The organism is Klebsiella sp. CN_Kp066 (assembly GCF_040065135.1).
Classification (GTDB): Bacteria; Pseudomonadota; Gammaproteobacteria; order Enterobacterales; family Enterobacteriaceae; genus Klebsiella; species Klebsiella oxytoca.
The window spans coordinates 175,008-188,197 of the sequence record NZ_JBEAIU010000041.1 but is presented as its reverse complement, the minus strand read 5'-3'; the positions used below and the strand labels follow the sequence as shown (position 1 = coordinate 188,197).

Below are 13,190 nucleotides of genomic sequence, written 5' to 3'. Positions count from 1 at the left end.
CGAATGAAGTGAAATTTAAATCTGCTGACGTGGTATTTTTAGTCTTTTACTCTGTGATTTAGATTGGTTAAGGCGCTTATTTATGCATTTGTGCTGCGATGGCAGGGCGGATTGAGTGACGATTGTGGCGCTTTTTTCACCATTTAGCCTGAGGCGGATTGATGTTAATAAGTTGCTAATTTATTGCAGATCGGGGGTAATTTATTCCCATGCTAAGTGTGGGGAGGATCGTGTTTTCTTCGGCAGGCTAAATGCAAAACGTGCGGTTTTACTAACGGGAAAGCGAGGAAGGAAAAGCGGGTGTGAGCTTAGTCAAGCTTGCTGCCGGACTTCAGCGTGCAGACGTAGAGCGGTGAGTTGATAGAGCTGAGAAGAATGGCTTTCTCATTGAGCTTCTGTGCGTTCAGGAACAGGCCATCGTGGCTGTCGGACATCTCGCGCATAAAATAGTCGAAGATCACGTCCGGCGACTCATCGATGGACGAAGCGCTGGATTCCCACTTGCTGATGCGATAGTGGCGCTCGGTGGTGGAGATGCGCTTGCTGGTGTAGCTGAATTTGACGTAGCGCTGGAGGTAAAGCCAGCCGGCGGCGGAATCGGTGTAGCCTTCAACGACCATCGACCCTTTGCCGTTGGCGGCAAAGTTGAAATGGATATTGCCGTTAACGTTCTCCTTCTCCATGTTCTCAAAGCGCATAATCGCTTTTGTCGAACAGCTCATTACCCCGCCGTTTTCGACCGGCAGCAGCTTCCAGGCGCAGAACCCGGCGGCGGCAATAAACACCAGGCTGGAGAGGGCGAAAAAGGGGCGCGGGGCGATTCTCATTGCGGCTTCCATGAATAATAAAAATAGTTATCGCAGTAGCTGAACGGGTTATCTTCATGCATCGCGCAGTGGGCGAGGAACACCCGGCCCAGACCGTTGGTTTCCAGCCGGTCGCCATAGAAGAAGACGAAGCGTTCGCCGGGCTTGCACTCCAGCTTCAGGCGCTGGCGTACAGCATCAAAATTCTTGCCGTAGGCGCTTTCGGCAACGGATCGCAGCATCTCATCGCTGGCCAGCAGTTCGCACTGGCTGTGGCGTATTTGCGTCAGGGTAATGGGGTGCGCAGTGCTGCCGCCGAGAAAACTGCAGACCACCAGCAGCAGGGCGATGGTGAGCAGGCAGCCGCCGGCCAGATACCAGCAGGTGCCGCGCGCGTGGCGACTGGAAACGGTCTTCTGTTCTGCCGGGGCGGTGGCCAGATCTGGCTCAGCTTCTGCCGTAGGCGCCGGTTCCGGCTCCGGGCTGGCGTCGAGCATCTCGATAGCGAGGTCCGGATTGAGCTGCAGCAGTCCGCGCGATACGGTGACGATAATGTTGTCGATATCGTAGTGGCGAAAGGTTTTGCGCAGCATGCTCAGATATTGATTGAGATTGCTGTTGGATGAGGTTAACCCATTGTCATCCCAGACTTTTTTAAGCACTTCGTCGCGGCTGACCACCTCGGTGTGGCGCAGGAAGAACCACAGCAGCGCGTTGGCGGTGATGGACAGCTGGCTGTCCGCCTCATCGCTTCCCGGTAACGTTAGCGTGCCGTCCATTGCATCATAAATAAGACGGCCATGGATGTTATAGCGCATCGTGGCCTCAACATGCTTCACGCAGGAAGCGTCATCTTCGTCAAATCGCTGACCAGCGACTGCCGGTGCCCGGGGCTCATGGTGCGCCCCTCGGTTAATTCCGATAGCCAGATGCCGTCCGCCGCATAGCGCACCAGCGTGCCGGTATGGCTATTGTCCAGTTCATCCCCTTTCGCCAGATGGTCCAGCATCCAGTCGCGCCAGCATTTTCGCAGCACCGGTTCATCCGGCATGGCCAGCGACAGCACCATCAGCTGGCGGCTCTCCTGGGTGTCCGTGAGTTCCGGCGCCGACAGATAGCGCAGATAGGCGCGGGTAAATCGGCCATAAGAGACGTTATCCGCGGCCATAAGCTCTGAAATCGCTTCTTCCATAATCGCCAGCAGACGGGCAAAGAGAGCGAAAATCAGCGCCTGCTTGTTGGGGAAATGGTGCAGTAAGCCGCCTTTGCTGACGCCCGCTTCGCGCGCGACGGCGTTCAGCGACAGCGAGGCGATACCGTCCCGACCGGCGATAGTGGCTGCGGATTCCAGCAGTTGCTTATGCAGGCGGACAGGATCTTTTTTACGATGTTGGGCTTCCATATTCATGGCCCGAATCATACCGACCAGACGGTATGATTATTCTTGATCGCTATCAATATGCGAAGGGGCGTAGCGGGGCGTGATGCCGTTATTGCGTGGAGGCTCACAGTTCACCTTATGAATTGTGGTGATATTCGCCGCGCCGCGAATATCACCCACCGAGATTCACATAGGCTTCACGTGGATAGCGAGGCCATTTTCTCCAGGCGCCAGCTCCGGACGCAGGTTCAGAGAGGGGATCAAATAGTCGCCGTGATTCTGACGGCGGAAAGGAATGGGCGGCGTTTCAGAGAGGGTATCCAGCCGCCGGGCCAGCTCCTCGCGCAGGATGGCGAAGCGCTGTTCATCGAGTTTGTCGGTGCGGTAGAACACCACCGGCGGCAGCACCTCAAATCCGGGATAGAACAGCATCCCGTGCTGAATGGGGAACAGAATGTCGTCGATAGACCCGTTAATTCCACGCGGAGCATAGTGCTCCGCCCATCCGCCGGCGGTAACGACCAGCATCGCCCGTTTACCCGCGAACGTGCCTTCGCCGTAGCGATCGCCCCAGTGCGTATCGCTGTGCTCGCCGACGCCGTAGGCAAACCCGTAAGCGTAAACCCGATCAATCCAGCCTTTCATGATGGCGGGCAGTGAAAACCACCACAGCGGGAACTGGAAAATCACCGTATCGGCCCACAGCAGCTTCTCCTGTTCGCCCACGATATCCGCGCTCTGCGTGCCGTGAGCGAAGGCATATTGCGAATCTCGCGTCGCCCGCCAGCTTGCACCCACCGGCGGGGCGCTGCTGTCGTCGGCATCAAATCCCGCCTTCCAGCGCATGGCGTAGAGATCGGACACCTGCACGTCGTGACCGGCGTTTTGTAGATGTTGCACGGTAAAATCTTTCAGCGCGCCGTTAAGCGAACGCGGTTCAGGATGGGCGTAAACCAGTAATATTTTCATTGAAATCATCTCAGCATAAGGGAGAGCTGCAGAGTAGAGTTGGCGGCGCTATAGTAGAAATGAATTACTTTAATGACAGGTATAGTCATGGTTAATCTCCAGCGTCTGGATCTCAATCTGCTACGCACGCTTCACGTCCTGCTTAGCGAAAATAACGTCACCCGGGCGGCGCAGCGCCTCAACCTGTCGCAGCCGTCGGTTAGCGTCCAACTGGCGAGACTGCGGGAAATTTTCGCCGACCCGCTGCTGCTGCCGGGGCCACGCGGAATGCAGCCCACCGCCCGCGCCGATGAACTGCGCGGGCCGCTGCGCGATGCGCTGCTGGCGCTGGAGCTGGCGGTGGCGCCGGTTCAGCCTTTTGACCCGGCCACGGCGGCGCAGACCTGGCGGGTGGCGGCGACCGACTATATGGCGTCGGCGATTTTGCTGCCGGCGCTCAACGCGCTGCGCATCGCCTCTCCGGCCAGCCGTCTGGCGCTGTTTGAGCTGCAGCCTTCGCGGCTGGTTCAGCAGGCGGATCGCGACGAAGTGGATCTGTTTTTTCACACGCGCGATGGTGCACCGCCCGCGCTGCATCAGCGTTTGTTGTTCCACGAACGCTACGTGCTTGCCGGGCGGGCCGGGCACCCGGCGCTGCAGTCGGCGTTAACTCTGGCGCAGTTCTGCCAGCTGGAACAGGTGATTGTCTCGCCGGACGGCGGAGGATTCAGCGCCGCGACCGATAGCGCGCTGGCGAATCTCGGTCTGGCGCGGCGAGTTGTCCTTTCCGTGCCACATTTCCTGTTTATGCTGGAGACGCTGCGCAATAGCGAGCTGGTGGCGGTGCTGCCGGAGCGGCTGGTGAGCGGAGCTGCGGGTCTGACGGTGGTCGAACCGCCGCTGGCGGTCGCCGGATTTGATATGTTGATGCTGTGGCACGAGCGCTGGCATCGCGACCCGGCGCATCGGTGGCTGCGTCAGCAAATCGTAACGTCATTAGAGGAGAAGCCATGTTAAGCGGATTAAACCATCTGACTCTGGCGGTCAGCCAGCTGGCGCCGAGCGTGGCGTTTTATCAGCAGCTGCCCGGAATGACGCTGCGCGCGCGCTGGGATAACGGCGCGTATTTTTCCTGCGGCGACCTCTGGCTGTGCCTGTCGCTGGACCCTCAGCGGCGCGTTACCCCGCCGGAGGAGAGCGACTACACCCACTATGCTTTCAGCATTGCGGAGGCGGATTTCGCGCTTTTTGCCGGGCGGCTGAATGCGGCTGGCGTTCCGGTTTGGAAAACCAATAAAAGCGAAGGCGCGTCGCACTATTTTCTCGATCCGGACGGCCACAAGCTGGAGCTGCACGTCGGCAACCTCGCCCAGCGCCTGGCGGCGTGCCGGGCGAAGCCCTATAAAGGTATGGTGTTTTTTGGCGAGGACGAACAGGCGGCCGGGAACCCGTAGCCCGCCTAAGCGCAGCGCGAGCCGGGGAAAAGCGGAGGCTGCATTGCGCGTTGTTTCCCCGGAGGCGGCGCTGACGCGCCTTGTCCGGGCTACCGGCTCGCAGACGGCCGGGAACCCGTAGCCCGGCTAAGCGCAGCGCGAGCCGGGGAGATAAATCGCGCTAGCCTTCCAGCTTCAGTTCCACATTGCGCTTGAGCACCAGGCGCATCAGCAGGTAATAGACCACGCCAACCGCCAGCCAGCTCAGCCCAAGCACCTTGGCCTGCACGTCCATCTCATAAATCACAAAGCCGATAATGCACAGGCCAATCACCGGGAACAGCAGGTGCATCACCAGATTGCGTGACTTATTGCGGATCAGATAGTGGTTGATGACCGCAATATGCAACACCAGGAAGCCCATCAGCGCGCCGAAGTTCACCAGACGGCTGAGGTTATCGATATCGCCGTAGAACCAGAGGCCGGAAGCCAGCGAAATCAGCGCCACAAACAGGGTGCTAACGTAAGGCGTTTTCAGCCGCGGGTGCACTTTTGCCAGCAGCTGCGGCAGCTGCTTGTCGCGCGCCATCGCAAACAGAATGCGCGACACGGCGGCCTGCGCCACCAGGGCGTTGGCAATCCCCCAGGAGATCACCGTCGACCACATGGTGACATACTTCAGCCAGCCGCCGCCCGCCAGATTCGCGGTATCGTAGAAGGCGGTATCGAGGCTGCTAAACGTCATGCCCTGCGCCAGATCGGCGGCAATCCACGTTTGCAGGATAAACAGCGAACCGACCAGCATCAGCGCGCCCAGCGACGCCTTACCCACGGTATCCACGCCGCCTTTCGTTTCCTCGGACAGCGTGGAGATCCCGTCGAAGCCGAGGAACGAGAGCACGGCGATGGAGACCGCGCCCATCACCAGCGGCAGGCTGAACTTATCGGCGTTATAGAGCGGGTCGAGGGTCAGATGGCCCGCCCCGGCGCCGGAGTAGAGCGCAATCAGCCCGAGAACGACGAACACCGACAGCACCACGATCTCCGCGATCAGAATCGTGTTATTGGCGCGCGCGGTAAAGGTAATGCCGCGCAGGTTAATCAGGCTGTTAATCGCAATAAAGCCGACAATCCACAGCCAGCCCGGCACGCCAGGCAGCATAGGCGCCAGCGCCGCCGCGCTGACGATATAGAGCAGCGAGGGCACCAGAATATAGTCCAGCAGGATCAGCCAGCCAGCAAAAAAGCCGACAATCGGATGAATACCGCGCTGGGCATACGCGTATACCGATCCGGAGACCGGGAACGCGCGCGACATCGACCAGTAGCTCATGGCGGTAAAGAACATCGCCACCATACCGATGAGATAAGCCAGCGCCACCATGCCCTGCGCGCCGTCCCAGACGTAGCCAAAGACGCCAAACGGCGCGATGGGCACCATAAATATCATGCCGTAGACCAGCAGATCGCGGAACGTCAGCGCCCGATGCAGCTCCTGCTTATAGCCAAATTGTTCAACGCTCATGCATGCTCCCCTTCGACGCTCAGGGAGAGCTGTTCAGCCACTGATTTCGGTAAGGCATAGCGACAGGTTTTCAGCGGATCGACCACCTGACAGATTTGCAGGTCGCCGGCGATGCTCAGAATACTGATCGCTTCAGCCAGCGTCAGGGAGGTATTGTCGGCGATAAAATGCGCCATATTACGGGTGGCCAGGGCGGCGGCATCATCAAGCGTCTGTGCCGAAGCGAGGGTAAACAGGGTCTCGCTGTTTTCGAGCATCGGCAGCGGCAGGCGACGGTTTTTAACCACCGTCAGTTCGACCAGCACTTCGCCGGGGATTTCCAGACCGCAAACCGAAACTTCGCCATCGCCCATCGCGGCGTGTAAATCCCCCAGCCCGAACAGCGCGCCGGGAACGTTGACCGGCAGCCATAGGGTGCTGTCGGCGGTAATCATTTTGCAGTCCATATTGCCGCCGTGGCTATCCGGTGTGCCGCAGGAGATGGCTTCCCCGGCAGGCGCGACGCCGATCACGCCGACCATCGGGTTGAGCGGGACGCGCACGTTGCCGGGCAGCACGGCATGGTCGTTTTCAATCGGGACAATGGTGACCTTCGGGGCATCAAGCTCATCGCCAATCACTCCGAGCTGCGGTGCGGTGACCATCACCGCCTGATTGCTCGTCAGGGTAATGCGCTTGATGGTGACCTTGAGCGCATCACCCGGCTCGGCGCCCTCGACGTAGACCGGCCCGGTCGCCGGGTTGATACGCTGCCAGTCCAGTTCGTTGAACACGGCATCGGCGGAGGTGATTTGGTCGGAGAAGCAGTCGCACGTTTCAAACAGCACTTCGCTTCCGCTGCTGACGGTAGCGACAGGAGCGTTATCGCGCGACATGGCGTAGACCACCTGGTCTTTGGTTATTTTCATGACATTCATCCCGGTTATATTGTTGCGTTTTTATATTTAGAGTTTCCCGCAGGGGGAAGGAGTGAATTTATCGGGATTATTACAGGAAGGCAATCTGGTCAGGTTTTTCAAAAATAAATGATATATATTTGCTGATGAATCATGCGGTTAAATATTTTATTCTAATATTTTTATATGCTGGTTATTAAGTTGTTTGGCTGTTCAATGTTTTATTACTGGTTGTCATTTTTTCATTATTTACTGATATTAATCGTTTATATAGCAGATTACTCTGCGAAAATTTACGTGCTGGTCATTTAGCGCAATATGCCGGGGGAGCATTGATGATAATACCAAGGGATTTGGGCTCTCAAAGAGGGAAAACCGGAGGCGGTGCTGGCGCACCCGAGCGGGCTACAGGCCCGTAGGCGGCGGTGAACCTGTAGCCCGGTCATACGCAGCGCCACCGGGACCAGCCTATAACCTCACTCCGGCGCCCACTCCATCGCCACCTTCACCGCCATGCCCAGCTGCACCATCACCTCTTTATGTTTATCTATCGGCGGCAGAGCGCAGTTGATCCTTAAGCAGTTGCGGTATTTCCCGGATGCGGAAAACAGCGATCCCGGCGCGACCTGGATTTTCAGCCGGCACAGCTGCTTCGCGACGCAGACCATGTCCACCTGCTCCGGCAGCTCGACCCACAGCATAAAGCCGCCTTTCGGGCGGGTAACGCAGATCCCGCAGGGGAAAAACTCCCGCAGCCAGCAGGTGTAGATCTCCATATTGCGCTGGTAGATCTGCCGCATTCTTCGCACGTGGCGGTGATAGTGGCCTTCGCGAATAAAGTTACAGGCCGCCAGTTGGGTGGAGGGGACGTTGGTACCGCTGGCGGCATATTTCATCTGCAGCAGGCGATCGTAATAACGGCCGGGGGCAATCCAGCCGATGCGCAGGCCGGGAGCGATGGTTTTGGTAAACGAACTGCAGAGCATCACCCGGCCGTCGATATCCCAGGAATGGATCGTGCGAGGGCGCGGGTATTCGGTTGCCAGCTCGCCGTAGATATCATCCTCAAAGATAACGATATCGTGGCGCTGGGCGAGGCACAGCGCCGCCCGCTTGCGGGCATCCGGCATGATAAATCCCAGCGGATTATTGCAGTTGGGGACCAGGATCACCCCTTTGATCGGCCACTGCTCCAGCGCCAGCTCTAACGCCTCGATGCTGATCCCGGTTTCCGGATCGGTGGGGATCTCGATGGTTTTTAGCCCTAATCCGCGCAGCATCTGCATGGTGCCGTAGTAGCAAGGGGATTCGACGGCGACGATATCGCCGGGCTGACACACCGACAGCAGCGCCAGCGACAGCGCGCTGTGGCAGCCGCTGGTAAGTACCAGATCGTTGGCGGTGACCACCGATCCGCCGTCGAGCATCAGGCGGGCGATCTGTTCGCGCAGCTCGCGACGCCCGGCCAGCTCGTCGTAGTTCAGAACTTCGCTAAGGTTGTGCTGAATTGCCCGGCTCAGCTCGCGCCAGATAGGCTTCAGGCTTGGCTGGGTGACGTCCGGCGAGCCGCCGCCGAAGGGGATAATCGATTTATCGTGGCGGGCGTCGAGCATGGTCAGCACCTGATCCCACTGAGTGATCTCTACCGGGCGCTGGACCGGCCGCGACATCGGCGGCACCGGCGGCTGTGCTTTACGCGGGGCTACAAAATAGCCGGAACGCGGCTGCGGTACGATCAGCTGCTGCTGTTCCAGCGTCTGGTAGGCTTGCTGAACGGTGCTGATGCTGACGCCGTGCTCCTGGCTCAGGCTGCGCACCGACGGCAGCTTTTCGCCGGGGCGATACAGCCCCTGTTCGATGCGTTCTGCCAGCAGGCTGGCCAGATGTTGATAGCGGGTCATGCTGTATCCTTGATCGTCGCCATACAGATCAATAAACCAGTACAGATTGGCGGTAAAAGTGAGGTCTGCTGTACGTTTTAGCGAATCTGTATGTTAAAGAAAAGTATTTTGTGAATCTGTATTGTTTGGCCGCGGATCCGTGAAGATAAAGCCTCTGGCAAGGTGAGGAGGTAGAGGATGGAATTTCACGAAAATCGGGCAAGACAGCCGTTTATCGGCTTCGTATTTCTGGCGCGGGCGTTCAAAAAGTGGTGGCTTCGTGAGCAAACGCGCAGAACATTGCAGCGTATGAGCGACGAACAGCTAAAAGATGTCGGGCTGCGTCGGGATCAGATCAATTAAAAAGTGCGATTTTTTACCCGGCATTTTCCCGGAGGCGGCGCTTGACGCGCCTGTCCGGGCTACCATACCGCGCAGAGCTGTAGCCCCGGTAAGCGTGAGCGCGACCGGGGATGATACATTCACATAATTTATCAATTCATGCTTATCCACTCTTCGTTTCTTGATACTTATCGTGATAAGTATTATTTTCTTCACAGCTAAGTGAGGAAAGTAAAATGACCGAAGACGACCTGTTTGCCCGCCGCCCGATGGGCATGCGCATGGCGATGGTGGTGCGCCAGTGGCGCGCGATTATTGATTCTGCCATTACCGACACCGGCCTGACCCAGTCAAGCTGGACGGTGCTGATGCAGCTGCATCAACTGGGGGATAACGTCTCGGTCAGCGAGCTGGCGGAGGTGCAGGGCATTGAACTGCCGCCGCTGATGCGCACCCTCACGCAGCTGGAAAAGCAGGGCTATCTGCTGCGTTCAACATCGCCTTATGACAAACGCATACGCCTGCTGACGCTGACGACGGAAGGCCGCGCTATTCTGGAGAAGCTGAACCGCGTGATTGAGGCCTATCAACAGCGCGTCACCGAAACCCTCCCTGAAGCGCAGCTCGCCGCCTTTAGCGCCACGTTAAATCAAATCGCCTGCAATCTGCGGACTATCCGCGAAGAAGATAACAAGATCTAAAACACTATGATGACCCCTGAACAGAAATTTGCCCGCTGGGTAAGGGTGAGTATTGCCGCCTTCCTGGTCATATTCGCCTGGTTTATCGTTGCCGATATCTGGATCCCGCTCACGCCGGATTCCACCGTGATGCGCGTGGTCACGCCGGTCTCGTCGCGCGTCTCCGGCTATGTCTCCCATGTCTATGTGCATAACAACAGCCAGGTGAAGAAGGGCGATCTGCTCTATGAACTGGATCCAACGCCGTTTATCAATAAAGTGGAAGCGGCGCAGATCGCGCTTGAACAGGCGAAACTCAGTAACCAGCAGCTGGACGCGCAGATCGCTTCTGCCCGCGCCAACCTTCGTACCGCCCAGTACACCGCGCGCAACGATAAGGTCACGTTCGATCGCTATCAGCGTCTGAGCACCATGCAGAACGTTTCCCAGTCGGATCTGGATAAAGTGCGCACCACCTGGCAGACCAGCGAACAGTCGGTCAGCGCGCTCAACGCCAGTATCCACAATCTGCTGATCCAGCGCGGCGAGCGCGACGATGGGCGCAACGTCACGCTGCAGAAGTACCGCAACGCGCTGGAAGAGGCGCAGCTTAACCTCGGCTGGACGAAGGTCCGCGCGGAGACTGACGGGATGGTGAGCAACCTGCAGCTTAACCCTGGTCTGTACGCCACCGCCGCCACGCCGCTGCTGGCGCTGGTGAGCAATCAGACCGATATCGTCGCCGATTTCCGCGAGAAGAGCCTGCGCCACACCGGCGTGAATACCGATGCCGCGGTGGTGTTCGATGCGCTGCCGGGCAAAGTCTTCCCGGCGCACGTCACCAGCAGCGATGCCGGTATTCTGGCTGGACAAGAAGAAGTTAACGGCCAGCTATCGCAGCCGGAGCAATCCACCCGCTGGGTGCGCGACGCGCAGCGCATGCGCATTCACGTCGCTCTGGACGAGCCGCTGGATAAGCCGCTGCCCACCGGCGCCCGCGCCACGGTACAGCTCTATAACAGCGATGGCCCGTTCGCCCGTACCTTCGCCGGCGCGCAGATCCATCTGGTGAGCTTCCTGCACTATGTCTATTAATACCCTGGCGCGGGTCTTCACCCCGCACGGCAACATCGTCTACACGGCGAACGATTTTCGCCAGACCTTGCGTATCGCCGTGGCCGGTACTATCGCGCTGAGCATATCAACTTTCTATGACGTGCAGTACGGCGTCTTCTTCGTGGTTTATCCGCTGATGCTGCTGTCGCTGGTGCCGGTGTTTAACCGCCACGTGGCGCGGCAGTTTGTGTTCAGTGCGGCGGTGAACTGCGTCGAAATGGTGTTAATCGTCGGCTATTTATCGCAGTGGCCGGTCATCATGACGCTGGTGGTGTTTGGCCTGTACGTGATGCGCTTTCGCTTTATGAGCCAGGGGCCGCTGTTTCTGCTGGGGTCGATGGGCGTGGTGTGTCAAAGCACGATGCTCAACTTTATGAGCTATCCCACCAGCAACTGGCACACGCTGATGTTCTCCAATATGGAGGCCTGCGTGATGGCGGTGGCGCTCAGCGCGCTGCTGAACTACTTCATCCCGGACGTTGAACCGCGCAAGCCGCCGCCGCGCATTGAAAAAGATGCCGCGCGTATCCGCCACGAATCGCTGCTTTCCGGCAGCGTGGCGACGATGATCTTTGTGATTTTTCAGGTCTGCGATCTGAGCGACTCGCTGTCGGCGCTGATGGCGGGCATCTTAATTCTGTTCCCGATGCACTATCGCGGCGCGGTGATCAGCTCGATCTGGCGCGTGGTGGGGGTGGTGCTGGCCTGCCTTTATATCCTGGTGGTGCAGCTGATTATCTACGACTTCAGCAACCATATGGTGCTGATGATGCCGTTGATTGGGCTGGGGCTGGCGTTTAGCGCCCGGCTGCACGTGATGGAGAAGGTGGGGGCAGGCGTTGGCTTCGCCAGCATCACCACTATTGGCATCATGTTCGGCCAGAACCTGCATCCGGACCAGGACCTGGTGTTCAGCGATCTGTACCGCATTACCTCCGTGACCGTGGCGCTGATCGTTACGCTGACCATGGTCTTTCTTATGCATCGGCTGCTGAACTGCTTTGCGCCAACCCGGTTCGTGGTGACCGAATAAGCTCAGGCCGCCAGCGCCCGCTGCGCATCGCGAAAAGCGTTATGCAACAGCCGCCACATATGATGCGCCGCCGGTGAAAAGCGGCGATCGGAGTTGCGTAGCAGATGGCACTGGGCGCTGCTGGCAATAGGATGGTCGATAGGAACCGCCCGCAGAATACCGTGGGCGATCGCCTCCCGGGCGGCGTATGCGGTCATAAAAGAGACGCCTAATCCCGCCTGGCTCAGGCTCATGGCGGTCGAAAAGAGGTTGCAGCGATAGGCCGGGTGAAACTGCCGTCCTGCAGTTTTAAACATGGCGTTCATATGGCGCTGCAGGCCAAAGCTGTCGGTGAGCGCGATCAGGCGATAGTGTGTGAGCTCATCGATAGTGACGGCGGGCAGGGCAGCGATGGGATGCTCAGGAGAGACCACCGCGCAGATGGGGCCCCACTGAAAGCTGTGGCGTTTAAGCTCAGGGTTGCCGATGGGGCCGAAGGCGACCGCCATATCCGCTTCGCCGCTGGCGATATCGTTGAGCATCTCCTGCATGCTGCCGACAATAATATCCACGAACACGTTAGGCCAGGACTGAGAAAAGGTGCTCATCACTGATTCAATAAAGGTCGTGACCAGCCCGCCGCCAATCCTCACTGAAATTGTCCCGCCGCGCATATGGCGTAAATCCTTCAGGTGACTTTCCAGCTTTTCCCGGCGCTGACGGCTTTCGTAGTAGTCCTCCGCCAGCAGACGCCCTGCTTCGGTGAGCACCACGTTTCGTCCCTGCCGCTCCAGCAGAGGTAGCTCCAGCGCCCGTTCCAGCTGCGCTATCTGGCGGCTGATGACTGACGGATTAATCCCCAGCATATCGGCGGCCCGGCGAATGCCTCCCTGAATCCCGACTTCATACAGATAGCTCATAGGCCTCTCATGCAACATCGTTTCTCACTCCTTTGTTGACCTCAGGTCAACAATAACACCCTTTCACAGGTATTTATCATCCCGACGAGTTATAGATAATCGTAATTCGGACAAAAACTGGCAGGGAGGAAAAATCTCATCGCTTATTCCCGGCTTGCTATTAAGTTTGCGAGGCTCAGGAAGTCGAAGAATAAGAAATCGTGATGGTACTGACTGAGGGAATATGGAAAAGCTTATCAGCCGAAATAATA

The 13,190-nt window shown here is 58.1% G+C and carries 14 protein-coding genes; 6 read left to right on the top strand and 8 right to left on the bottom strand.

The window, feature by feature from the left end; translation table 11 throughout:
* Positions 1-308: 308 nt before the first annotated feature.
* The 4 genes from ABLV75_RS17510 to ABLV75_RS17495 all read right to left on the bottom strand — a co-directional run bounded on the left by ABLV75_RS17510 (position 309) and on the right by ABLV75_RS17495 (position 3,156).
* Positions 309-827, bottom strand: a complete 519-nt coding sequence (locus ABLV75_RS17510) for a FidL-like protein (RefSeq protein ID WP_004108661.1) — start codon at positions 825-827, stop codon at positions 309-311.
* A complete protein-coding gene (locus ABLV75_RS17505; protein ID WP_202860704.1) occupies positions 824-1,624 on the bottom strand; it encodes a winged helix-turn-helix domain-containing protein in 801 nt (266 codons plus the stop codon). Before ABLV75_RS17505 ends, ABLV75_RS17510 begins: the two co-directional genes overlap by 4 nt.
* Before the next feature lie 17 nt (positions 1,625-1,641).
* Positions 1,642-2,226: a TetR/AcrR family transcriptional regulator gene (locus tag ABLV75_RS17500; RefSeq protein ID WP_004108647.1), complete on the bottom strand. Its 585-nt coding sequence runs from the start codon at positions 2,224-2,226 to the stop codon at positions 1,642-1,644.
* A gap of 147 nt (positions 2,227-2,373) precedes the next feature.
* A complete protein-coding gene (locus ABLV75_RS17495; RefSeq protein WP_004108645.1) occupies positions 2,374-3,156 on the bottom strand; it encodes an NAD(P)H-dependent oxidoreductase in 783 nt (260 codons plus the stop codon).
* Between the two features lie 87 nt (positions 3,157-3,243).
* Here ABLV75_RS17495 and ABLV75_RS17490 point away from each other — a divergent pair, with 87 nt between their 5' ends.
* Complete coding sequence (locus ABLV75_RS17490) at positions 3,244-4,152, top strand: LysR family transcriptional regulator (protein WP_017145062.1); 909 nt, start codon at positions 3,244-3,246, stop codon at positions 4,150-4,152.
* Complete coding sequence (locus ABLV75_RS17485; RefSeq protein ID WP_017145061.1) at positions 4,146-4,589, top strand: FosA family fosfomycin resistance glutathione transferase; 444 nt, start codon at positions 4,146-4,148, stop codon at positions 4,587-4,589. The genes ABLV75_RS17490 and ABLV75_RS17485 overlap by 7 nt, the downstream gene beginning before the upstream one ends.
* Positions 4,590-4,749: 160 nt before the next feature.
* Here the strand turns inward: ABLV75_RS17485 and ABLV75_RS17480 are convergent, their stop codons facing one another.
* From ABLV75_RS17480 to ABLV75_RS17470, 3 genes are all read right to left on the bottom strand, one after another.
* A complete protein-coding gene (locus tag ABLV75_RS17480; protein WP_017145060.1) occupies positions 4,750-6,093 on the bottom strand; it encodes an APC family permease in 1,344 nt (447 codons plus the stop codon).
* Positions 6,090-7,001, bottom strand: a complete 912-nt coding sequence (locus tag ABLV75_RS17475; protein WP_017145059.1) for an acetamidase/formamidase family protein — start codon at positions 6,999-7,001, stop codon at positions 6,090-6,092. Before ABLV75_RS17475 ends, ABLV75_RS17480 begins: the two co-directional genes overlap by 4 nt.
* 464 nt (positions 7,002-7,465) lie before the next feature.
* Positions 7,466-8,890 (bottom strand): PLP-dependent aminotransferase family protein, encoded by a 1,425-nt coding sequence (locus ABLV75_RS17470; RefSeq protein ID WP_004108631.1) that lies wholly within the window; start codon positions 8,888-8,890, stop codon positions 7,466-7,468.
* Positions 8,891-9,067: 177 nt separating this feature from the next.
* On the opposite strand from ABLV75_RS17470, the gene ABLV75_RS17465 reads away from it, so the two are divergent.
* The 4 genes from ABLV75_RS17465 to ABLV75_RS17450 all read left to right on the top strand — a co-directional run bounded on the left by ABLV75_RS17465 (position 9,068) and on the right by ABLV75_RS17450 (position 12,040).
* Positions 9,068-9,232: a DUF1127 domain-containing protein gene (locus tag ABLV75_RS17465; RefSeq protein WP_004108628.1), complete on the top strand. Its 165-nt coding sequence runs from the start codon at positions 9,068-9,070 to the stop codon at positions 9,230-9,232.
* A gap of 215 nt (positions 9,233-9,447) precedes the next feature.
* Complete coding sequence (locus ABLV75_RS17460; protein ID WP_004108626.1) at positions 9,448-9,912, top strand: MarR family transcriptional regulator; 465 nt, start codon at positions 9,448-9,450, stop codon at positions 9,910-9,912.
* A 6-nt stretch (positions 9,913-9,918) separates the two neighbouring features.
* Positions 9,919-10,986: an HlyD family secretion protein gene (locus ABLV75_RS17455; protein ID WP_004108624.1), complete on the top strand. Its 1,068-nt coding sequence runs from the start codon at positions 9,919-9,921 to the stop codon at positions 10,984-10,986.
* Positions 10,976-12,040: a DUF2955 domain-containing protein gene (locus ABLV75_RS17450; protein WP_004098265.1), complete on the top strand. Its 1,065-nt coding sequence runs from the start codon at positions 10,976-10,978 to the stop codon at positions 12,038-12,040. Before ABLV75_RS17455 ends, ABLV75_RS17450 begins: the two co-directional genes overlap by 11 nt.
* A 2-nt stretch (positions 12,041-12,042) precedes the next feature.
* On the opposite strand, the gene ABLV75_RS17445 is transcribed toward ABLV75_RS17450, so the two are convergent.
* On the bottom strand, positions 12,043-12,957 hold the full coding sequence (locus tag ABLV75_RS17445) for a LysR substrate-binding domain-containing protein (protein ID WP_004108616.1): 915 nt from the start codon (positions 12,955-12,957) through the stop codon (positions 12,043-12,045).
* Positions 12,958-13,190 lie beyond the last annotated feature (233 nt).